This window comes from Rhizobium sp. SVR5-2C (assembly GCF_056755115.1).
Genome location: NZ_JBNDHT010000134.1, coordinates 1 through 19,828 on the forward strand (window position 1 = coordinate 1; position 19,828 = coordinate 19,828).

At 58.4% G+C, this 19,828-nt stretch carries 21 protein-coding genes; 8 read left to right on the top strand and 13 right to left on the bottom strand.

What is annotated here, in order from left to right:
• Positions 1-72: 72 nt before the first annotated feature.
• Genes ACPYOI_RS28190 through ACPYOI_RS28205 form a run of 4 tightly spaced genes read right to left on the bottom strand, consistent with a single transcriptional unit; the run spans position 73 to position 3,836 of the window.
• Positions 73-399 carry a four-carbon acid sugar kinase family protein gene (locus ACPYOI_RS28190; protein WP_481423647.1) on the bottom strand — a complete coding sequence of 109 codons (327 nt, stop codon included), beginning with the start codon at positions 397-399 and terminating at the stop codon, positions 73-75.
• Positions 400-425: 26 nt separating this feature from the next.
• Positions 426-1,394, bottom strand: coding sequence for a D-erythronate dehydrogenase (denD, locus tag ACPYOI_RS28195; protein ID WP_481416731.1), 969 nt, complete (start codon positions 1,392-1,394; stop codon positions 426-428).
• Between the two features lie 54 nt (positions 1,395-1,448).
• Positions 1,449-2,237 (bottom strand): hydroxypyruvate isomerase family protein, encoded by a 789-nt coding sequence (locus ACPYOI_RS28200; protein WP_481416732.1) that lies wholly within the window; start codon positions 2,235-2,237, stop codon positions 1,449-1,451.
• Positions 2,238-2,240: 3 nt separating this feature from the next.
• Complete coding sequence (locus tag ACPYOI_RS28205; RefSeq protein WP_481416733.1) at positions 2,241-3,836, bottom strand: acyl CoA:acetate/3-ketoacid CoA transferase; 1,596 nt, start codon at positions 3,834-3,836, stop codon at positions 2,241-2,243.
• Between the two features lie 158 nt (positions 3,837-3,994).
• On the opposite strand from ACPYOI_RS28205, the gene ACPYOI_RS28210 reads away from it, so the two are divergent.
• The 4 genes from ACPYOI_RS28210 to ACPYOI_RS28225 all read left to right on the top strand — a co-directional run bounded on the left by ACPYOI_RS28210 (position 3,995) and on the right by ACPYOI_RS28225 (position 7,190).
• Positions 3,995-4,468, top strand: coding sequence for a MaoC family dehydratase (locus ACPYOI_RS28210; RefSeq protein WP_481416734.1), 474 nt, complete (start codon positions 3,995-3,997; stop codon positions 4,466-4,468).
• Positions 4,468-5,148: a hypothetical protein gene (locus tag ACPYOI_RS28215; protein ID WP_481416735.1), complete on the top strand. Its 681-nt coding sequence runs from the start codon at positions 4,468-4,470 to the stop codon at positions 5,146-5,148. Before ACPYOI_RS28210 ends, ACPYOI_RS28215 begins: the two co-directional genes overlap by 1 nt.
• Before the next feature lie 35 nt (positions 5,149-5,183).
• A complete protein-coding gene (locus tag ACPYOI_RS28220) occupies positions 5,184-6,020 on the top strand; it encodes a fumarylacetoacetate hydrolase family protein (protein WP_481416736.1) in 837 nt (278 codons plus the stop codon).
• A gap of 81 nt (positions 6,021-6,101) precedes the next feature.
• Positions 6,102-7,190, top strand: coding sequence for a LacI family DNA-binding transcriptional regulator (locus tag ACPYOI_RS28225; protein ID WP_481416737.1), 1,089 nt, complete (start codon positions 6,102-6,104; stop codon positions 7,188-7,190).
• Positions 7,191-7,223: 33 nt separating this feature from the next.
• Here the strand turns inward: ACPYOI_RS28225 and ACPYOI_RS28230 are convergent, their stop codons facing one another.
• On the bottom strand, positions 7,224-7,979 hold the full coding sequence (locus ACPYOI_RS28230; RefSeq protein WP_481416738.1) for a 3-ketoacyl-ACP reductase: 756 nt from the start codon (positions 7,977-7,979) through the stop codon (positions 7,224-7,226).
• 266 nt (positions 7,980-8,245) lie between these two features.
• On the opposite strand from ACPYOI_RS28230, the gene ACPYOI_RS28235 reads away from it, so the two are divergent.
• Genes ACPYOI_RS28235 through ACPYOI_RS28250 form a run of 4 tightly spaced genes read left to right on the top strand, consistent with a single transcriptional unit; the run spans position 8,246 to position 11,795 of the window.
• On the top strand, positions 8,246-9,124 hold the full coding sequence (locus ACPYOI_RS28235; RefSeq protein ID WP_481416739.1) for a shikimate dehydrogenase family protein: 879 nt from the start codon (positions 8,246-8,248) through the stop codon (positions 9,122-9,124).
• Positions 9,124-9,915, top strand: a complete 792-nt coding sequence (locus ACPYOI_RS28240) for an ABC transporter permease (RefSeq protein ID WP_481416740.1) — start codon at positions 9,124-9,126, stop codon at positions 9,913-9,915. Before ACPYOI_RS28235 ends, ACPYOI_RS28240 begins: the two co-directional genes overlap by 1 nt.
• 30 nt (positions 9,916-9,945) lie before the next feature.
• Positions 9,946-10,974, top strand: coding sequence for an ABC transporter substrate-binding protein (locus ACPYOI_RS28245; RefSeq protein ID WP_481416741.1), 1,029 nt, complete (start codon positions 9,946-9,948; stop codon positions 10,972-10,974).
• Between the two features lie 56 nt (positions 10,975-11,030).
• Positions 11,031-11,795: an ABC transporter ATP-binding protein gene (locus ACPYOI_RS28250; RefSeq protein ID WP_481416742.1), complete on the top strand. Its 765-nt coding sequence runs from the start codon at positions 11,031-11,033 to the stop codon at positions 11,793-11,795.
• Here the strand turns inward: ACPYOI_RS28250 and ACPYOI_RS28255 are convergent.
• From ACPYOI_RS28255 to ACPYOI_RS28290, 8 genes are all read right to left on the bottom strand, one after another.
• Positions 11,782-12,054, bottom strand: a complete 273-nt coding sequence (locus tag ACPYOI_RS28255) for a hypothetical protein (RefSeq protein ID WP_481423648.1) — start codon at positions 12,052-12,054, stop codon at positions 11,782-11,784. The two genes, ACPYOI_RS28250 and ACPYOI_RS28255, sit on opposite strands and share 14 nt — an antisense overlap.
• A gap of 60 nt (positions 12,055-12,114) precedes the next feature.
• Complete coding sequence (locus tag ACPYOI_RS28260; protein ID WP_481416744.1) at positions 12,115-13,749, bottom strand: ABC transporter ATP-binding protein; 1,635 nt, start codon at positions 13,747-13,749, stop codon at positions 12,115-12,117.
• On the bottom strand, positions 13,746-14,618 hold the full coding sequence (locus tag ACPYOI_RS28265; RefSeq protein ID WP_481423649.1) for an ABC transporter permease: 873 nt from the start codon (positions 14,616-14,618) through the stop codon (positions 13,746-13,748). The genes ACPYOI_RS28260 and ACPYOI_RS28265 overlap by 4 nt, the downstream gene beginning before the upstream one ends.
• A gap of 8 nt (positions 14,619-14,626) precedes the next feature.
• Positions 14,627-15,544: an ABC transporter permease gene (locus ACPYOI_RS28270; RefSeq protein ID WP_481416776.1), complete on the bottom strand. Its 918-nt coding sequence runs from the start codon at positions 15,542-15,544 to the stop codon at positions 14,627-14,629.
• A gap of 56 nt (positions 15,545-15,600) precedes the next feature.
• Entirely contained in the window at positions 15,601-17,112 is a 1,512-nt protein-coding gene (locus ACPYOI_RS28275) for an ABC transporter substrate-binding protein (RefSeq protein WP_481423650.1), read from the bottom strand.
• Between the two features lie 188 nt (positions 17,113-17,300).
• A complete protein-coding gene (locus ACPYOI_RS28280; protein ID WP_481416747.1) occupies positions 17,301-18,455 on the bottom strand; it encodes a mandelate racemase/muconate lactonizing enzyme family protein in 1,155 nt (384 codons plus the stop codon).
• A gap of 143 nt (positions 18,456-18,598) precedes the next feature.
• Complete coding sequence (locus tag ACPYOI_RS28285; protein ID WP_481416748.1) at positions 18,599-19,540, bottom strand: LysR family transcriptional regulator; 942 nt, start codon at positions 19,538-19,540, stop codon at positions 18,599-18,601.
• Positions 19,541-19,614: 74 nt separating this feature from the next.
• Positions 19,615-19,824, bottom strand: coding sequence for an ABC transporter ATP-binding protein (locus ACPYOI_RS28290; protein WP_481423651.1), 210 nt, complete (start codon positions 19,822-19,824; stop codon positions 19,615-19,617).
• Positions 19,825-19,828 lie beyond the last annotated feature (4 nt).

The following is a 19,828-nucleotide window of genomic DNA, read 5'->3' on the forward strand; positions in this document are numbered from 1 at the left end:
GTCCACGAGGTCGCGCGCTATCGTTGCGAAGAAGCCGTCCAGCCTTGCGGCGATCGACGACGCCCTTTACACCTAGCGCCTTGGCGAGAGCCTCGCCGACCGGACCGATATTGCCTTGCCGCGTTGAATCGAAGTCGAGCAATTTGAAACGATCTGGCGGCACCCTTGCGCCTTCAGCCACGCCAAGGCTTTCAAAGATTCGGCGACGGCCTCCTCGGCCGGCACCGATCGAGTCTTCAGGGCGACAACGCCAGCCTCACATCCGGTGGGTGGCGCACCCTGAGGAACGCCCAGGAACTGCGTCGTCGACAGGCCCGGCGCGTCGCCATGGCCTTTGGCGAGCGTATTGGCAATGTCGCTTGCACTGGTGAAGTCATCAGCGATAACACCCAGAAGCATCAGTTTCTCCTATAGATCCCGCCCGGTCAGGCCTTCCCAAGTTCGTCTCGCTGGTAGATCTCAACGATTTCCTCGAAACTCTGATCGGCGATGAAGCCGAGTTCGAGCGCCGAGCGAGCGTCGAAGGCTTTCGGCCAAGTGCTGACGATCGCATGGATGGCGGGATCGGGCTCTTCGCGGATCAGCTTAACGGCGTCAACGCCACCCGCCTTCCTCAACGCCTCGATCTCGTCGGCGACAGTGGCTGATACACCCGGCATCGTCAGGCTGCGGACCGTCAGCTTATCTGACGCGACTTCGGCGGCTCGCACGAGATAGCCGATGGCTGCCCTTGGCGAGGCGAACCAGTGGCGCATGTCGAGGGAGACAGGCAGGATAGCCTCCTCCCCGTTCAACGGCTCGCGAATGATGCCGGAATAGAAGCTCGATGCAGCCTTGTTAGGGCGGCCGGGCCGCACGCAGATGGTTGGCAGCCGGATGCTGATGCCGTCGATGATGCCGCGCCGACTGTAGTCTGCGACCAGCAGCTCGCCGATGGCTTTCTGGGCGCCGTAACTCGATAGCGGCCGCAGGACGAAGTCATCGGGGATTACATCCGGCAGCGGCGCTCCGAAGACGGCCAGCGACGAGGTGAAGACAAAACGAGGCCTGTATCCACTACCGACGGCGCGGATCGCCTCAAGAAGGGCTTGGGTACCCTCGAGATTGACGCGATAACCCTTTGCGAGATCGGCCTCGGCTTCGCCAGAGACCACCGCCGCCAGGTGAAAGATCACATCGGGACGCAGCGCGACAATCTTCGCCGCCTCCCCTTCCGCGGAAAAGTCCGAGGAAAGCAGTTCAATCTCGTAATCTCCGATCGGCGCCGAGGGTGTGACGATATCGTGCAGGACGAAGCCCGTGATCGGCTCACCCGCCAACGTCCTCTCGGCCGCCAGCCGATCCACCAGCTTGCGGCCAAGCATTCCCGCGGCACCCAAAATAGCTATGCGCATCTCTATCATCCCTGATTGCTGAAGAAAAAACGTCGCGCCTCTCAGACCAGCGCTTCAAATCCGATCGATCCATGACAAGCCGGCAACCGTATCGCCGCGCGGTTTGTATTCCAGTCCAATCAAGCCGCCGTAGCCGATGCGATCGAGCGTCCTGAGTATATGCCTCACACTGACCTCACCCTCCTCGGGCTCCACTCGCTCCGGGACCGACGCCAACTGCACATGCCCGATGACCGGCGCATGTCGTTCAAGCCGTTTGGTAAGGTCGCCCTCCATGATCTGGACGTGGTAAACGTCGAACAGCATCTTGACGTTCCGCATGTCGATCTCAGCGATCAAAGCCGCCACCTCATCTGACCGGCTCACTAGGTAACCCGGCTTGTCTCGCCTATTGAGCGGTTCGAGGATTAGCGTGACGCCTAGCGAAGCTGCCTTGGCCGCTGCTTTCTTCAGATTCTTCACATAGGTGGCTCGTGCGGCTGCAAGCGACCCCTCATCAACAACGCCTGCCATAACATGAATGACCTGCGCCCCGACTGCCACGGCATAGGTTAGAGCCTCCTGGAAATCCCGTTCGAAATCCGTCTCGCGGCCCGGAAGGGCAGCCATGCCCCACTCACCGGCCGCAACGTCGCCCGGCGCCGTATTGAGGCCGGTCATCGTCACATCGGCAGAGCGCAGACGCTCAAGCAGGGTGTCGAGCGGCGTGTCATAGGGGAAGTGGCACTCGACGAACTTGAATCCAGCTGCCGCCGCGGCATCGATTCGATCCAAGAACGGCAGGTCTGGAAACATGAACGCGATATTGGCGCTCAACCGCTCGCGAAACGAAATTGCCGTCATCGCTCACGTCCCTGTGCGGAGTACAGGCTGCGCAGCACGAGCCCGGTTCGCCTCGATGTCACTGATCAGATTCATCGGTTCCGAGCGGAATAGACGGGCATCCATCTGCTTGAGGTTGGGAGAGATACTGGGTTCGAACGCCATATGAGCCAAGATATCACGCTCAATGTCGATACCTGGAGCAACTTCAATCAGTTGCAACCTGCCCTCGACGACGTTGAAGACGGCTCGCTCAGTGACAAAAAGCGCTGTACGGCCCTGCTCTCTGGCAAAGTCGGCGTTGTAGCATATCTGCTCGATACTGTTGACGAATTTCTTGTGACGCCCTTCCTGGGCTATCGCCAGCGTACCGTCGCCGGTTTTGAGCTCCAGGCCACCGGACGTGAAGGTGCCGCTGAACACCATGTGTTTGGCATTCTGGCTGATATTGATAAAGCCCCCAACGCCGACGATCTTGGAGCCGAAACGGCTGATGTTTACGTTGCCGCGCGGATCCACCTCGGCGAAGGAAAGAAAGGCGATATCGAGACCGCCCCCGTCGTAGAAGTCGAACTGATAAGGCTGATCGACGATGGCGTCGTAGTTCTGCGACGCTCCCGAGTCCGGTCCAGTGAGCGGCGCGCCGCCGATAAAGCCCTGTTCGTTCGTCAGGATGATGTTGTCCAACACCGCCTCCTCCGAAGCAACGGCGGAAATGCCTGTCGAAATGCCAGCACCGAGATTACAGATGGCACCGGGAACAATCTCCATTGCAGCACGGCGCGCAACGATCTTTCGGTGGTCGAATGGCAGGCGACGAAGCGCATGCAGCGGAACACGCAATTCCCCGGCATAGGACGGGCTGTACTCCGTCGCATAGGTCTGCTTCTGGGCGGGATCGACGACCACGTAGTCCACAAGGATGCCGGGGATCTTCACTGTTTTCGCCGGCAATGTGCCGCGTTTGGCCATACGCTTGACCTGCACCACAACGATACCGCCACTGCGGCGCGCAGCCTGCGCAGTGGACAGCATCTCCCCGAAGATAGCCTCATGCTCCATGCTAATGTTACCATCCTCGTCCGCAGTGGAGCCGCGCAGGAAGACGATGTCGAGCGGGAACGGCTTAAAGCGGAGATACTCCTCGCCATCGATTGTCATTAGCTCGACGAGATCTTCCTTGGCGCTTGGGCTCTGACGCCCGCCCGCCTGGCGGGGATCGATGAAAGTATGTAGCCCCGTCTTGGTGATCAGCCCTGGCCGACCGGCAGCCATGTCGCGCATCAACTGCGATAGCACGCCCTGAGGCAGCGTGTAGGATTCAATTTTGTCGGCCGCGGCGAGGTCGATCAGCACGGGCGAGTCAATGAGAGCGCTGGTGATCGAGCGCTTAAGCATGCCTGCATGCGCAAATCGCGCCGCCCCCTTGGCAGCACGATCCCCGAGGCCGACGACATGGATAAGCGTCAGTGCCTTTGGGCTACCTTCCTGCAAGTGGCGGGCCTCAATGGCCTCCAGCACCAACTCCGGAATGGCGTGACCGCCTCCAGACCCACTGACCAGGACATTGTCGCCATCGCGAACGAGCTGCGCCGCTTCTTCGGCCGTAATGAGTTTCATGACACGTTCCAAATCTTTTTGAGAAGCATTCTTAAGCCACGCCATTGACCGGCGAGCTAATCAGTTGTAACCGGATACATAGTCGGTCGCCCGCACCGTTGTCAAGGCGCGCGGTGATCTTCCAGCCAACCCGATTAGACACAAGCGGAGGATCGAATATGGCACTGTCAGGATTGGATTTTGTTGAGCTAGGTCAGGTATTTACATTCGCGAAAACGGTTGGTGAAACCGACATCGTACTTTTCGCTGGTATCACCGGCGATTTCAGCGATACGCATGTAAACGAGCAATACATGCAGGAGAAATCGTCTATCGGCAAACGTATTGCGCATGGCGCGTTGACGGTCGGATACATGTCGACGGTCTCGACGATCAGCATCGCTCATATCATTCACAAGGAAGGACTTAGCGATTTCCCCGTTTCTGCTGGCTACGATCGGGTGCGCTTCCTCAAGCCGGTCATTCTCGGCGACACGATCACCGCGCGTTATACCATCGCCTCGATCGACAAGGAGCGCGGACGAAGCGTCGCCAAAGTTGAGGTGTTCAACCAACACAATGAGCTTGTCGCGGTGAGCGAGCACATTATGCGCTGGGCCAAGAAACTATCCTCAGCCAAGGGTGCCGCGTGATGGCACTCGCGGGCTCAGCGGTTCTTGCCATCTGGAATGGCATTAAGCCGGAGGCGGAGGACGAATTCGTCACATGGCACGTTCGGGAGCATATTCCCGAGCGTGTCGGCCTCCCGGGCTTCCTGCGCGGCCGCCGCTATGTGGCGCTCGACGGGCATCCGAAATATTTCAACTTCTATGAGACAGAGAGCGTCGCCGACCTCTCCTCCCCTACCTATCTTGCGCGCCTCGATGCACCTACCCCCTGGACGAAATCGGTTGTGGCGCATTTCACGGACACTTCGCGGACCATTTGCGCGGTTGCGCTCAGCCGCGGCCGGGGCGAGGGAGCGGCGTTGATGACGCTTCAGTTGTCGACATCACACTCAGCGGCAGTCTTCACGCAGGCTATGCAAGCGATCATCGTGGATGCTCTTGATCGCCCTGGCGTCGTGGGAGCGCATCTTCTGCAGGGCGATCCTAAGGCCAGCAACCAGCAGACGGCAGAAAAGAAGCTCCGCGATAAGGCTGACGAGATCGCCTCGTGGATCCTGCTCATTGAGGCTGTTGGCCCCGAAGCCCTCGACCGCCTGCAGGCCGACCTTGATCTGCCGAACCGCCTTGGCGCGTCCGGGTGCGATGAACCGCACCGCAAGGGAACGTACCTGCTGCAATACGCGCTTTCCACCAACCAGCTCTAGACACAGTTCGAACTTCAGAGAGTGAGGAAGAGAATATGAAATTCGTCCGTTTCGGCCAAGTGGGGCAGGAAAAGCCCGGCATCATCGACAGTGACGGCAAGGTCCGCGACCTTTCCAGTATAGTCCAGGACATCACCGGCGCAGTGCTCGCTGGAAGTTTGCAGCAGGCGCTTAAGAGCGTAGAACTCGCTTCCCTGCCGCTTGTCAGTGATGGCGTTCGCCTCGGTCCCTGCGTCGCGGAAGTTGGGAATTTCATCGCCGTCGGCCTCAACTATGCTGATCATGCGACAGAAACCGACGCGGCCATCCCTAAAGAGCCGATCCTTTTCAATAAGGCGCGCTCCTGCATTGTCGGCCCTTATGACGACGTGGTGCTCCCACCAGACTCAGTGAAATCCGATTGGGAGGTGGAAATTGCCTTCGTCATCTCCAAGAAAGCTTCCTATGTCACGGAAGCAGAAGCCCTAAACCACGTCGGCGGCTACTTTATTTGCAACGACGTCTCCGAACGAGAGTACCAGTTGGAGCGCGAGGGCCAGTGGGTGAAGGGCAAGTGCTGCCCGACGTTCGGTCCGATCGGGCCTTGGCTGGTCACGCCAGATGAAGTAGGCGACCCGCAAAGATTGTCACTTTGGCTGGAGGTTAATGGCGAACGTTTGCAGAATTCATCGACCAGCAATATGATCTTCTCGATCCGCACCCTGGTTTCCTATATCAGCCAGTACATGATCCTTGAGCCGGGCGATATTGTCACAACCGGAACGCCGCCCGGCGTGGGCCTGGGTATGAAGCCGACACGCTTCCTCAAGCGCGGCGACACGATGCGCCTTGGCGTGGAAAAACTTGGTGTCCAAGAACAGAAAGTTGTGTAAGCGGTTGCATCACAGAGTTGCCGGGGAAGGTTGCATGTCATACTATCCCCGGCAAGTCATATGCAGTTCAGGCAGTTCTAGATGACACCAATTTCCGCCCGCAAAAGGACGGCAAAGACCGGTACTCGCCCTCAGGTCAAATCCGAGCCAGTAAAGAGCAGCTCTGCAGTCGGGCTGCGCGACGTCGCTCGCGCCGCAGGCGTCTCAACGGCGACCGTATCGCGCGCCATCAACAAACCCGAAGTCGTCTCTGAAGAGCTTCGCCTACGAATATCCGCCGTCATCGAACATTTGGGTTGGGTTCCAGACGCTGCGGCCCGCGCCCTTTCAACAAGGCGCTCCGGTGCGGTGGGAGCAGTCTTCCCGACTCTCAGTCATGGCGACTTTGCGAGGACTGCCAATATCCTACAAAGCGAATTGCTGATGGAGGACTATACGCTCCTCCTCGCGTGTTCGGAATATGATCCTGACCTGGAGCTGCGGCAAGTCAAGAAGTTCGTCGAACGCGGGGTCGATGGAATCGTCCTGGTTGGCAACGAACACCATCCTGATCTGCAGAAATTTCTTGATCGGCAGAAGGTGCCTTCGATCAATACCTTCGTCTATAGCAAGGAGACGCATGGCCGTTCGATCGGCCCCGACAACCGCCGAGCGCTATTCGATTTAACCAACTACTTGATCGGGCTCGGCCATCGCCGCTTTGGCGTCATTTGGCAGTCAGTGACCAACAATGACCGCGCCGCCGAGCGGCTGGCAGGAGTCGGTGACGCCTTGGCGGCGCACGGTTTGACGGCCTGGCCCTATCAGATCGCCAAAGAACTCGCGAGCATATCGGAAGCCCGTTCGCTTTTCCGTCGCGTGATGAATGCGTCGCCTGCGCCGACGGCGGTAATTTGCGGTAACGCCTTCCACGCGGTCGGCGCAGAGCTCGAGGCGCTCGCCATGGGCCTCTCCATCCCCGACGACATTTCGATCGCCGGCTATGACGATATCGAAATCATGTCGGAACTACCGGTTCCGATCACGACGATTCGTGTGCCGAGTGACAAGATCGGCCGCCGCGCTGCCCGCTATATCATCGGCCAGATTCTTAGCCGGGACCAAGACACGCAGTTCGAATGCCCACCCGAAATGATCCTGCGAGAGTCAACCGCGGCACCTAAGCGATAGGTCTGTAACCGCTTACGGCTTAGCGTTGGCCCACTAAACGCGATGGATCTGCAGGCCGCCTGCAATATCGACTGCGGTGCCAGTCGCGTAGGGAAAGCTGCCGAGCGCCAGTGCCGTGATCGCGCCGGCCACGTCGTCGACCTCGCCCCATCGGCCCGCCGGAATCCCACCTTCAGCGATGAGCCGATCGTATCTCTCAGACGCCGCTGCCGTCATGGGCGTGCGGATGATCCCTGGCCGGACCTCATGGGTCATGATGCCGTCATCGGCAAGCCTGGCTGCAAATAGCTTAGACATCATGGCGACCGCTGATTTCGACATGCAGTAGTCGGCCCGGGTTTCACCCACCACGTGGCTATTGATCGACCCAACAACGATGATCGAGCGATAGTTTTCAGTAGCGTCCGCCTGCAGCATATGCCGAGCAAAGGCTTGCGTCAGAAAGAAAGTTGCCCTTACATTCACTCCCATCACCCGGTCGAAACTCAATGGTGTAAGTTCCATCAAGTCGCCGCGCACCAGTGAAGTTACGCCGGCGCAGTTGACTAGGCAGACGGGATTGCGGACCCGCCGCACCAGCGCCTCGTGCTCAGAAATATCGGTTATGTCGGCGCGAACATAAGAGATGTGTTCCGGAAGAAAGGCGCTGTCTTCCACGCTGGCGACGGTGACCTCAAAACCACGTTCGGCAAGTGCGATGGCAGTCGCGTAGCCGATGCCGCTTCCCCCTCCGGTCACAAGCGCTCCGCCCCGCGCTTTAGCCGATGTAAACCTGTAACCAGATGACATTGCCTTTAACCTCTGATGTAATTAGCGGACGCGAGCCAGACCATGCGCGACGGTTGGATACCTAGAAAGAGATGCTCGCCTGGCTAATTTCGAACCCAAAAGTAATAGTTTTTGCGGTATTTTGACGATTTCCCGGGCGCTGCATTGATCAGGACTTGACATAAAACGATAGCGATGTAAACGGATACATCGTGCCAAAAAAGTAATCGGCACCGGTCGCTCAGCCGAAGGTGGCTGCCGTGGCGACTTGGAGGAGATTCGGCTGAATGTCTGATTCGCAATGCGCTCTAATACACACGGTCGATGGGGCCACACGGCTGCTGGCCATCGTCGGGGATCCGATCGCGCAGGTGAAGTCGCCCCTATTCTACAATGCGCGCCTCGCTGCGGCTGGTGTGAATGCAGTCCTTGTGCCTTGGCATGCGCGGGAAAAGGACTTCGAGTCCGTCATGCGCGGTCTTCTTGCGACAGCCAATATCGACGGAATTGTCATCACCTATCCATTCAAGCAGCGAGCGATGGCCTTCGCGTCGCAGCTGGAGCCGATGGCGGAGCGCGTTGGCGCAATCAACGCGGTGCGTCGCGAGAAGGATGGCAGCTGGACCGGCGGCATGTTCGACGGGCTTGGCCTGCTCCAGGCCGTGCATGGCCTCGGCAGATCGACGTCAGGCGCGAGGATCAAGCTGCTGGGCGCCGGCGGTGCTGGTAGTGCGATCGCCCATGCCTTGGTCGATAGCGGCGCTGCATCGATTTCCGTACACGACGCGGCCGGGGAAAAGGCCGTCTCCCTCGTGTCGACACTTGCGAAGATGTATCCCAATTGCTGTATCGATGCCTCCGGTCCGGGCCTGGGCGACATTGACGTCCTTATCAATGCGACACCCATCGGGCTTTCGCCGGACGACGGCTTGCCCGTTCCTATGGCGGACTTGAAGGGGGACGTGGCGGTCATCGATATCGTGCCGCGTGCGTCCACGCCGCTTTTGCGTTTCGCGGAAGAACTCGGTTGCGCCCATATCGGCGGGGCAGCAATGGTCGAGGGGCAATCGGATATTGTCCTCAGCTTTTTCAACAAGATTGCATGGAACGGCAATGCCGATCGGCCAAAGGCAGCTGATCGCCATACAGCCGAAGGAGGTCTCTAATGAATGGAAATGGTTTGGCTTTGAAGATGCCCGGGTGGCTGGGTTCAGCTTTTCTCTCGGCCCTCGTCTTCGTTGGCCTGATCGTACTTTGGTGGCTTGCGGTTCTCGCTTTTGAGATCCCGGCCTACCTTCTTCCCCCGCCGCAGGCGGTTATCCCCGAGCTGATTGAACAGCGTCAGAGCCTTTGGACTCATTCGCTGGTAACCATCCAAGAGATCATTTTCGGCTTCGCGCTGTCTGTGGTGACGGCTATTCCACTCGGCCTGTTGATCGCGCTCTCGCCGACCGCCAAGCGAATGCTCTATCCGTTGCTTGTCTTCATTCAGCTTGTGCCAAAGATCGCCATAGCGCCCCTTTTCGTCGTCTGGATCGGCTTTGGCCCTACGTCGAAGGTGATGCTTACCCTGCTTCTCACCTTCTTTCCGCTGCTACTTGCTAGCATTGCCGGCTTCCAGATCCTGGACCAGCGCTTCCTCTATCTGACCAAGTCGATGGGTGCGACGACTTGGCAGACCTTCCGCTACCTACGCTTCCCGTCCGCCCTTCCGGTCATTTTCGGCGGCCTGAAGACCTCGGCAACAATCGCTGCGACCGCGGCAATTGTGGCAGAGTTCGTCGGCGCCAACCGGGGCCTTGGCTTTCTCTTGCTACAAGCAACAGGCGTCATGGATACAAAGCTAGTCTTCGCGATCCTCTTCGTCATGACGATCATCGGCCTCGGTCTGAACAGCCTCGTCGAGGTCGTCGAATATTTCATGACGCCGTGGCGTCGCAATCGCAGCCGCGATTGATACATCTTCAAAACCAAGGAGGAGAATACAGTGAATAGGCATACCATATTCGGCAAGCTCAGCCCCCTCAAACACGCAGCAGCGGCGGCGATGATTTCGCTTGTCGCCAGTCCGCTCGCGGCCGCGGAGCTGACTCCGCTTACCTTTTGGCTGAACTATCCCGCTGCTGGCTTCAATGCCGGGTTCGAACTCGCGGTCAAGAACGGATACTACAAGGATGCTGGTCTTGACGTGAAAATCGAGCCGGGCAACGGTTCGCAAATTACTGCTCAGCTTATCGCTGGCGGGAAAGGCGAAATAGGTTTTGCCGACGCCGCGCCGGTGATGAAGCTTGTCTCTGAAGGCGCCAAGATCAAGGTTCTTGCCACGATCCTTCAGGGCAATCCGAACCAGGTAACCGCGCTCAAGGAAAAGGGTATCAATTCCGTTAAGGATCTAAAAGGCCATTCGGTTGCCATCCCGAACGGCGGTTCGCAAGCTGCGATGTTCCCGCTCGTTCTTGCAGCCAACGGCCTGAGCTACAGCGATGTCAAACAGGTGAACATGCCGAAGGAATCCATGGTCGCCGCCCTCCTTCAAGGGCAAGTCGATGCCATTCTTGGATCGATCGACTTCTTCGCCATCCAGCTGAAGGATCTCGGTGCGGAGACGACCGACTTTCCCTTTATCGATAACGGCGCACCGACCGTCTCGACCTCTATTATCGCCTCCGAATCCTTCCTGGAGGAACATCCTGATCAGGCCAAGGCCTTCGTTGCCGCGAGCTTGAAGGGCTGGTATGCCGCGGTTGACGATCCGAAGGCTGCAGTGACGGCCATGAAGGAAATGTTCCCGGACGCATCGGAAGAACAGGCTCCTGCTCAGTTGGAAGCCACTAAGTATCTGATGTGTGTCAATCGTGCAAAGTTCGTCGGGAAGGCGACGCCGGAGCAATGGTCAGATACAGTCAAAATCTTGAATGAGATCAAGATGCTCCCCCCAAACATTGAGGCGGCAAGCTACTATACCTATGACTACCTGCCGCCCGAAACCGATCTACGCTCTTGCCCGCTGAAGTGATCCCTATGAAGCAGTCCGTTATGCCATCCTATTCTACGTCCGCCCCCGGCTCAGACTTGAGCGGAGTCCGAATTGAGATCGACAACGTCAATAAAGTCTTCGGAGGCTTTGAAGCGTTGCGGCCGACCACCATCGACATCCAGCCAGGCGAGTTCGTCTCCGTCGTCGGGCCTAGCGGATGTGGCAAAAGCACGCTGATGCTAATGGTCGCCGGCCTTCTCGATCCGACCAACGGCCGGATAAAGGTCGGCGGAAAACCACTCTCTGGTGCCCTTACCGACGTCGGGATTGCCTTTCAGGACCATCTGCTGCTGGAATTCAGGACAGCGATGGATAACGTGCTGCTTCAAGGGGTCATTCGAGGTCTACCACTCGATCCGATCCGCAAGCGAGCGGAAGAGCTATTCGAACGGCTGAGCCTGACGAAAGCGGCCAACCGCTACCCCAGCCAGCTTTCCGGCGGGATGCGTCAGCGCGTTTCGCTAGCCCGAGCATTGGTGCTCAAGCCATCGGTGCTGCTGATGGATGAGCCTTTCGGGGCCCTGGACGCGCTCACGCGCGTTCAGGTTCGGCATGACTTGGAGCAGCTCTGGATTGCGGAGCGGCCAACGGTCCTCTTCATTACCCATAGCGTCGAAGAGGCCGTCGGGCTTGGCGACCGGGTACTGGTCATGGCCCCCTCGCCTGGACAAGTTGTGGACGAAATCAAGATTGATCTGCCGCGTCCGCGTCCGGTCGCTCTTGGCGAAGAGCCGGAGCTCGCCGAGTATTCGCGACGGATCTACGACCATTTCGCGCGCCTGGGCGTTATTCACCGCTAGCAATATAGATCCACTGGTGGTCGCTCGGTAGCTTCGACGACCAGTGGATTTTTACTTCATCCGTTTTCTGCCTACGCGGATCGGCCTTTCGACCAAGATGGCGATATTGTATGCTGAGATGAAGCATACTCTTGGCCAAAAGAGGAACAATTGGGTGGATCTGGGCGGCGCCCTTGCCGCCTCCGACCACAACGGTGCCGCCGTTCGGCGTGCGCAGATGCTTCCGGATGCTCGTGAGCGGATCGGCGGCCGCAGACATGGCTGCTAGCAGCTTCCGACCAGTCATCCCCGGCGCTTCAAAACATCACCGACAACCAGGCTAAAAGCCTGCCGCGTTGTCGACGCGGTTGAGCGCTTGTCGCGCGTGCCGGCGATCAGATTGCGCAACGGGATTGGCGACCGGGCTCGCGGCGATTAGGCGCTGGGTATAGAAATGCTTCGGCTCGTCAAACAGCGTCGCTGCCGCCCCCTGCTCGACCACCTTGCCGCCCTGCATGACCAGCACGCTATCTGCAAAGCTGCGGACCAGATTGAGATCGTGGCAGATGAATAGCAATGCCACATTCAATCGATCGCGAAGGTCGCGCAGCAGCGTGATGACCTGCGCCTGAACTGTGAGGTCCAGCGCGGAAACCGCCTCGTCACAGACTATGATTTCGGACGACATCGCCAGCGCTCTGGCAATCGCAATGCGCTGTCTTTGTCCGCCTGAGAACTCACCGGGAAATTTGTCGAGAGCTTTCACGTCAAGGCCGACACTTTCCAGCAGCGCTCCCGCTCTTTCGCGCCAATGTTGGCGTGGGAGGACATCCTTCTGGATGGTCCAGGGTTCGGCGATGATGTCCAACACCTTCATTCGGGGATTGAGCGAGCTATAGGGATCTTGGAAAACCGCCTGTACCGCCCGCTGATAGCGACGAATGCCATCTTTATCGAGCTGCGTGATATCGGCGCCATGGAATTTGATTTCGCCTGAAGAGGGCGACATCAAGCGCAGGATTGATCTGGCAAGTGTCGATTTTCCGGAGCCCGACTCGCCGACAATGCACATGATCTCGCCTCTGTGCAGTGTCAGGCTCATATCGTGGACGACCTTCACCTCGCCGTACCGAAGCGAAACGTTGGACACCTCCAGTATCTTTTCGGCTGGGATCCGGGGGGAACCAGGCGCCATCTTACCGGCCGCGATCAAGTCGCGGGTATATTGCTGTTTCGGATTCAGCAAAACATCCCGAATGGCGCCGGCTTCCACCATTTCGCCTCTACGCATGACAAGCACACGATCCGCAACGTCGGCGGCAACGCCGAGGTCGTGAGTGATCATCAGGATCGACGTGCCGGTTTCCCTTTGAATATCGCGGAGCAGGTCAAGGATCTGCGCCTGCACGGTCACGTCGAGGGCAGTGGTCGGCTCATCGGCGATAAGCAGCGCCGGTTTCATCGCCATGCTCATGGCGATCATGATCCGCTGCCGCTGACCGCCCGAGAATTCGTGCGGGTACTGCCTTTGGCGTTTTTCGGGGTTAGAGATGCCGACGCGTCCCAGTAGTTCGATCGCCCGCCGGTCCGCCTCGGTCCGGCTGCTGCCATGAATGCGGCAGACCTCCGCAATCTGCCAGCCAACCGGAAAGACAGGGTTCAGGTGGACGAGAGGATCCTGGAACACGACGGAGATGTCCCGACCAGCTGCGGCCCGGCGCTCTGCCCGTGGCATTTTCAGGAGGCTCTTTCCGCGGAAATGGATGTCTCCGGACCTCATGATGGCTGGCGGCATGTCGAGCAGCCCCAAGATTGCCGAAGCGGTCACGCTTTTGCCGGAACCGCTCTCGCCGATGATCGCGAGCGTCTCTCCCTTTTCAACTGAGAAGGAAATATCTTTCACTGCGTGGAATGGCCCGTCGACGGTCTGAAAATCGACGGACAGATGATCGACTTCAAGAAGGGGCGTGTTCATGCTGTCACCTCACGGGGCGTCAACCGGACACGCAGTGTCGGGTCATTTGCAATGCGGAACCAGTTGCCAATAATGGTGGCCGAAACGGCCATGGAGGCAATTGCGAGGCCGGGCCAAAGCGACACCCACCAGGCGGTTTTCAGATAGGGCTGGCCTTCGGCGACGAGCAACCCCCAGGTTGCATCCGGTGGCTGCACCCCGATACCGAGGAAAGAAAGTGCCGATTCCGCCAGCATGATCACGGCGAATTCAAGCGCGGCGATGGCGAGTACGGTCGGCATGACCAAAGGCACGATATGCCGCCTCAGAACATGGATGTCGCCTGCGCCCATGGTGCGGGCTGCAGCCACGAACCACCGCTCCCGAAGTTCCAGCGACTCGCCACGAACGGTCCGCGCGAACACGGCAAGCCTGGTGATCGTGAGGATCAAAATGACATTGCCGATATGCGCTCCGAGAACAAAGAGGACGACCATTGCCAGCAACAGCGATGGGATACTGAGGAGGACGTCGATCCCCCGCATCAAGGCGGCGCTCAAGAGGTTCTCTCGCAGGCCGGCAATCAGCCCGATGAACGTTCCCGTCACCATTGCCATCAATACGGCCGCAGCCGCGATCATGATCGTCGTCCTGGCAGCAAGGACCAATCGGACGATCATCGGCCGACCGAGCGCATCGGCGCCGAGGAAGTAGACCCACGATCGATTAAGGTGGAACGGTGCCGCGTGCCGTGCCGTTAGCTGCATCCGGTTTAAGGATGGATCGACGAACGCCGGCCCGATGATTGCGATAACAACAAGAACCAGCAGATATACGAGCGCCACGCAAGCCACGCGGTCTTGTTTCAGCAATAGCCAATAGTTTCGCATGGTGTCCCTCAAGTCAGCCTGACGCGGGGGTCAAGCCGCATGTAAAGGATGTCGATGATCGTGTTCATCAGATAGACCGCGACGGCGGCAACGATGATGCAGGTGATCGTGAGTTCGAAGTCGCGGTTTCGCACCGAGTCGATCATCAGATTGCCGATGCCAGGGAAGCCGAAGATCGTTTCGACGACAACAGCTCCGTTGATGAGGCCGGTTGCCTGGATGCCGGCTACGGTTATGAGCGGCAGGAGTGCATTTCTAAGTGCATGGACAAAGATGATGCGCGGTCCGGATGCACCCTTCGATATCGCCGTCTTCACGTAGGGAGCGTTCAGGCAGCTGATCATGCTGGACCGAACCACCTGTGACAACAGTCCGACAGGACCGAGGACAAGAACGGCCACAGGCAGGATCCAGTATTTTGCGCTGCCCATGCCCGACGTGGGAAGCCATTCGAGTTTCATCGAAAAGACGAGAATCGCGACGATCGAGACCCAGAAGGGCGGAGTGGACGCGGTCACGATCGTCAGGATGCTGACGAGCCGGTCAAAAAGCGAATTTGGCCAATAGGCCGCGAGCGAACCCAGGATCGCTGCCAAGCAAATTGCTATCGACATAGCAAAAGCCGCGAGCTTCAGCGTCACCGGAAATGCCTCTAGAACGACGTCGAGCGCAGGCCGGGCCTTGAAGACGGAGTTGCCAAAGTCGCCATGCGCGAGGTTCGAGATGTATCTCGAGAACTGGATGAGAACCGGATCGTTGAAACCATGTTCTTGCCGGAAGGCTGCACGCTGCGTCTCTGAGGCCGACAAGGGCAGATAGAGGTCGGTCGGGTCCCCAGTCAGTCGCGTCAGGAAGAAAACGACCGTGAGAAGAACAAAAAGTGCGGCGACGCTTTGAGCGAAGCGCTTGACGACATAGCGCAACATACGCGAACCCTTCGGAATCTGTTGGGACGGCGGCATCGCCGCCGCCCCAAATATTCTCACTTGAACGTGATGGTAGCGACGTCAAGACGCCCTCGAGAGGTTGGCTTGAAGTTCAGCCGTGGGGAGACGCGAGCGTCAGCGACCTGATGGAAGAGCATGATGTCATAGGCCTGGTCGTGGATGCGTGCGAATGCCGCCTGGTAAAGCTCCGACCGCTTCGGGTTGTCGGCTGCAGAGCCCTGGTCGATCAGCTTGTCGAGTTCGGGATCGTGTGTCTTCGACGTTCCACCAGTGGAGTGGTACTTGTTCAGAAGCGTAATACCGGCGTCGCCCGTATTATTATCATGGATGTCCATGAGAAGATGGAGCGCAGTGCTGTCGTTGAAGGGCTTGAAATAGAAGCCGTTATATTCGTTTGCTTCGAGGAGCTGTGGCTTCGTATTGAACCCGACCGCGTTCAGCATCTCGGAGATCGCTTGCATACCTTCGGCGCCGGCCGGCACGTTCGGTCGGGCGATCACAAGGATCTCCTTGTCGACCGGGACGCCGTCGGCCTTTGCCTCAGCGATGAGCTTCATCGCTTTATCGGGATCATAGGGGAAAGGCTTGATCGTGTCGTTGTAGCCATTGATGGTCGGCATGACGTAGTTTTTCGCCAAGACCCAGCGTGGGCTGTAAATCGAGCCGATCATGGCTTGACGGTCAAGCGCCAGGTTCATCGCTTCGCGAACACGAAGGTCGTTCATCGGCGGCTTGTCGACATCGATGCGCAACCGCATGGTTTCCGAATTCAGATAGGAGAAGTCGGTTTTCGGATTATCAGCGTCCTGCGGGGCGATTTCGGGGGCAATATCCGCTTCGCCACTCGCCACCATGGCAGCGCGGACGAGGGACTCCTTTCGGAAAAGGTAGGTCACGGCCTCTACCTCGGGTTTGGCGCCCCAGTATTTGTCATTGCGCTTAAGCTCGATGCCCTCACCCGGCTTCCAGCTGGCGAAGCTATAGGGCCCCGTGCCGACAGGCGCACGGGTAAAATCGTCAAACGGCGTGTTGGGCGAGACCATCGGAAGCGTGGCCAGCATGACTGGAAGGAGCGGCGCGGGATGGTCCGTCTTCAGGTCAACGGTTAAATCGTCGACGACATCAAACGTGAACTTCATTCCCTCGAAGTGATAGCTGCGGGTCGCGCAGTTCAGTTTCGGGTTCAGCACGCGCTGGAATGACTTGACGAAGGTTTCGGCATTGAAGGCGGAACCATCCTGGAAAGAAACGCCCGGACGCAGCTTTAGACGCCACTGGCTGTCACCGGTCCGGGTCCATTCCGTGACCAGTCCCGGCTGGACCTGACCGGTCGCAGCGTCGATCTTGGTGCCCGTCTCGACGAGGTTGTTTCGGATCACGAAGCCGATCGTGCTGCGTGTCGTGTTGCAAGGATCGAGTGTGTCCGGTTCCGCGTCAAGCACGATGCGAATGTTCTTGTTGGGCTGCTGTGCCGCAACGACGCCGGCCCCGACTGTCAATGCAACCGCAGTCGCGGCCGCAAATCCTATTGCTTGAAAAGCTTTCATTTTTTCCTCCCTAATCTCATGCAGATCAGCGATCTGCGATCACGCTACGGCTGACTTCGGTTTTTTGCATCACAGACAAATTCACCAACGAAGTTCGACCGCTTGTTTGTTTTTGCTCATCGCCACCTTGTGTTTGAATCGCGCGCGCAATTGAAGCAGCCCACCCTCCGGTCGGCTGCTATGCCCTCCTATTGGTCTACAATGAAGCCGTCATGGTGGGGCCGCACAAGGATGGGGCGATCGACCTTAGGTGAGGACGCGAGCGCCCTCTCGCGGAGCTCGATTCCGAGACCTGGCCCTTGCGGTATCGAAAGGAAACCATCCTGTGGTGCTGGCAGCCCTTCGAATAAAGCGGCAGCTGGCAGATCGGTGTTTCCGTGGATGCCGGTCGAGGATGACGGGTACTCCTGGATCGCGACGTTCGGGACATTCGCATCGAGCTGCAACTCAGCCGCCAGGTTAAGCGGCGACAGCGGATTGTGCGGGATGATGTCCATGTCATTGGCTTCGGCGAGCGCAGCAATCTTCTTGGCGCCCGTGATACCGCCGCAGAGGCCGATGGACGGACGAAGGAATTGGACGCCTCTTCTTGCTACCAGCGTCTGGAACATCTGCAAGCTGAAGTAGCGCTCACCGGTTGCGATCGGTACAGAGATATGATCGGCAACCCACGCCATGGCATCCTGGCTGCTCGGCTTGAGCGGATCCTCGAAGAACATGGGACGATAGGGTTCGATCTCGCGGGCGAATGTGATCGCCTCGGCGACCGTCAATCGTCGGTGCAATTCGATGCAGAGGTCGACATCAGGCCCGAGTGCTTCTCGAAGCGAAGCGATGACCGCAACCGCGTCGTCTATCTTGCGGGCGTGGGGCTTGAAATAGCGGTTATAGTCCTCGTCGAGGAAGGGGTTGAGGTGGCCGAGTGCCGTGAAGCCCTGAGATTTACGGAGCAGTGCCTCGGAAATCATCTCCTTTGGTGTCTTCGCCTTGACGTGGCCATACAGACGGATCTTGTCCCTTACAGAGCCGCCGAGCAGGTCCGAGATCGGAACACCGAGAGACTTGCCCTTGATATCCCACAGGGCGATGTCGATGGCGGAGATGGCGCCCATGATTGCGGCGCCGGTGAAATGACTTGCACGCTGCAGTGCGTTCCAGTGGTGCTCGATCTGCCGGGCATCGCGGCCAACCAAATACTCGCCGCACTTCACGATCGCGGCGGCGCTGGCCTCGAGGTGTCCCCACGCGCCGGATTCTCCTATGCCGGTCGTCCCGTCTTCAGTGGTGATCTGAACAAAAAGGTACTTGTCTACAAAGCTCGGTACAACTGACTTAATTTTCATGGCCCACCAACTTTCTGTTGGACCATTTTTCGGGTGGCTCGCCCCGACTTTCAATTCGTAGTTCCCTAAACCACCCTTTCCAGATTTTGAACGGTCGGGCCGAGGCCAACAGCCTTGCTGGAGCGACGAAAAAGAGGCAGCGATCAGAACGCAGCCTTACCGTTTTTCGAAGCCAGAATAACATCTTTGAACGACCGAGCTGCGCTCGTCATCAGGTCTTCGCGGTACCAGATTTTTATCTGGCGATCCGCCCAATCCTCTTCGATTGGGAGGCAGACGGTTCCAAGCTTCCTGGCGTACGGCTTGGCCATGAGCTCTGACATAATGCCAATTCCCAAATTTGCGGCGATCATGCTTCGCATCACGTCAAACGACTGCACGGCCCGATACCTCAAGGTTTGTCGCCGTTCGGCGGCCTGCTGAACCAGGAAAGCGCACAGTGCGCTCTGCGGTCCTAGGGTCACATGGTCGAATTGCAGCATCTCTTCGAAATTGGCTCGACGCTGTCTGGCCAATGGGTGGTCAGCGGGGACCATCGCGACGAGCTTTACGTCCTGGAAAGAATCCGAGGACATGCCGATTGGCGCGTCAAACACCGAGATCGTGAGACCGAGGTCTGCCCGTCCGCTTTCGATTTCGGGAACAATCGACCAGCCGTTCACCTCTTTGAGATCGACGGTGACGTCGCGGTACGTGGCCGAATATCTGGCGACGATGTCTGCGAGGCCGCCCACGATTGCAGACTGTGTGGCGATGATGCGGACCTGACCGCGTTTCCCTGCTGCAAACTCCTTCATGGCTTGCGAGGCGATGTTCAGCCGGTGCATCACGGATTGAATGTGGACGGCCAATTCCTCGCCGGCGGGCGTTGCCGTCACCCCGCGAGCATGTCGTTCAAAGAGCGTGACCCCAAAGAGATGTTCCAGGTCCTGAATGCGCTTTGTAACTGCCGGCAAAGCGATGTGGGATTTTTCGGCGGCGCGCGTCAGGCTTCCTTCCTGGTGGGCAATGAGAAACAGCCGAGCAGATTCCAGATCAAGTCCACGCATATAGTCTAAACGGGCCGTAGTCGCCTTTATCTCCATTGTGGGAAGGAACCGAAGAACAGCATAACCAATTTAGGGACGGTGACAACATAAGACGCCCAGGACAGCCACCCCTATACCCTCGCGAAATGTCCCTCGGACACCTGGCGTAGTGGCGTGCTGTCGGCGACGTAGCCGAGAGGCCGCAGCGCGTTTCTTGGTTCCGTCGTATCCAGAGTGCGATTGGCTGACCTTCGTTCTGGGTCGGGTAAGGGCACGGCCTCTAGGAGCATACGTGTATAGGGATGAGCCGGAGCGGCGAAGACCTTTTCGCGCGGCCCTATCTCT